We start from the raw sequence: 1,508 nt of genomic DNA, 5'->3' as shown, positions 1-1,508 counted from the left end.
GTACCGGGCTTTCTGGTCAAGAAGGGTGCAAAAGGACTGATGGAGACCGCCACGGACGGCTTGCGCAAGCGCGTGCTGAAGATCAAGAAAGGCGCGTAAGACCCAGGCTGCCTCATCGAGCGCCAGCATGCGGCCCGGTGCTCAGGCCCGCCCGGCCGGCCCGGCGCAGCGCCGCTGTTCCGGTGCCCGCGCCGCTGGCCCGGCGCCGCGCCATCGCCTCATCCCCGATGTGCTGCAGCAGACACTCCACGGTGGTATTGCGGAACACGGTCTGGGTGTTGACCGTGAGATCGCAGCAATCGCGGAAAGGAGTCACTGGTGATGCGCAGCGAAAACAACCGTCTCACCGACTTTCTCGGCATCGACCACCCGATTCTGCTTGCGCCGATGGCTGGGGTGTCGGGTGGTCGGCTGGCGGCCGCAGTCACGGCCGCGGGCGGCCTGGGTCTGATCGGCGGGGGCTACGGCGACCCGGAATGGTTGCGGGAACAGATCGATATCGCCCAGAGCGCCCGGGTCGGCTACGGGTTCATCACCTGGGCACTGGCGCGGCAACCGAACTTGCTTGACACGGTTCTTGCCCAGCAACCGCCGACGGTGATGCTCTCCTTCGGGGATCTCGATCCCTTCGCCGAGCGCATTCACGCCGCCGGGGTCGCATTGACCGCGCAGGTGCAGAATCTCGAGCAGGCGCGTGCGGCCCTGGCCGCCGGCGCCGACATTGTCGTCGCGCAGGGCGGCGAGGCGGGTGGACACGGGATGAGCGTCCGCTCGACCTTCACGCTGGTTCCGGATGTGGTGGACCTCGTTGCCGCCTCCTCCCCCGAAACCCTGGTGCTGGCCGCCGGGGGTGTCGCCGACGGGCGGGGTCTGGCGGCAGCGCTGGCCCTCGGTGCTGACGGTGTGCTGGTGGGTAGCAGATTTTTCGCAGCCACGGAGGCGTTGGCCTCCCGGCGGGCGCAGCAAAGGGCGGTCCGGGCCCGTGGCGACGAAACCATCCGCACTCGCGCGTATGACATTGTGCGGCAGCGAGATTGGCCGGAAGAATATGATCTGCGACTGGTGAACAATGCGCTGGTCCATCGATGGCACGGCAACGAGGCCGCTCTGTTGAGCCAGCTACCGGAGGTGGTGGCCGCGTATCGGCAAGGCGTCGCCGCTGAAGATTTCGATGTCGACACCGTGCTGGTCGGCGAGGCGGTCGGACTCATTCGCGATGTCCGCCCAGCCGCGGACATCGTGACCGACATGGTTGCCGATGCCACGCGAATCCTGAACCGCGGCAAGGGGCTTTAGGGCATACCTGTGATCAGCGCGGCGAGCTGACTGCGATCGACCTTGCCGGTCGCGTTGTAGGGAATGCTGTCGACGACGGCGAGCTTTTCCGGCAGCTTGAAGTACGCAATCCGCGCTCGGCAGTGCGATCGCAACTCCTCCAGCGTCACTGCAGTCCTGGCCACCACCGCGGCGCCCACCCGCTGCCCCAATTCTTGATCGGCGATCCCCGC

Annotated in this window: 3 protein-coding genes and 1 pseudogene; 2 read left to right on the top strand and 2 right to left on the bottom strand. The window is 67.0% G+C overall.

Going from position 1 to position 1,508, the window contains the following annotated elements; translation table 11 throughout:
* A pseudogene (locus tag A5636_RS27150) lies at positions 1–99 on the top strand (SRPBCC family protein); the annotation flags it as partial.
* Between the two features lie 13 nt (positions 100–112).
* Here A5636_RS27150 and A5636_RS07370 read toward each other — a convergent pair.
* Positions 113–316 (bottom strand): hypothetical protein, encoded by a 204-nt coding sequence (locus A5636_RS07370; protein WP_065158038.1) that lies wholly within the window; start codon positions 314–316, stop codon positions 113–115.
* Between the two features lie 5 nt (positions 317–321).
* Here A5636_RS07370 and A5636_RS07365 point away from each other — a divergent pair, with 5 nt between their 5' ends.
* Positions 322–1,296 carry an NAD(P)H-dependent flavin oxidoreductase gene (locus tag A5636_RS07365; protein WP_065158039.1) on the top strand — a complete coding sequence of 325 codons (975 nt, stop codon included), beginning with the start codon at positions 322–324 and terminating at the stop codon, positions 1,294–1,296.
* Here A5636_RS07365 and A5636_RS07360 read toward each other — a convergent pair.
* On the bottom strand, positions 1,293–1,508 hold a 216-nt coding region (locus tag A5636_RS07360), incomplete at its 5' end, for an AMP-binding enzyme (RefSeq protein WP_437339812.1). The two genes, A5636_RS07365 and A5636_RS07360, sit on opposite strands and share 4 nt — an antisense overlap.

This window comes from Mycobacterium asiaticum (assembly GCF_001673315.1).
GTDB classification, from domain to species: domain Bacteria; phylum Actinomycetota; class Actinomycetes; order Mycobacteriales; family Mycobacteriaceae; genus Mycobacterium; species Mycobacterium asiaticum_B.
This window is presented reverse-complemented; position numbering and strand designations above follow the sequence as displayed.

What these genes read in the sequence shown, in the direction of transcription:
- A5636_RS07365 (WP_065158039.1), top strand. Translation starts at nt 322, where the DNA reads ATGCGCAGCGAAAACAACCGTCTCACCGACTTTCTCGGCATCGACCAC.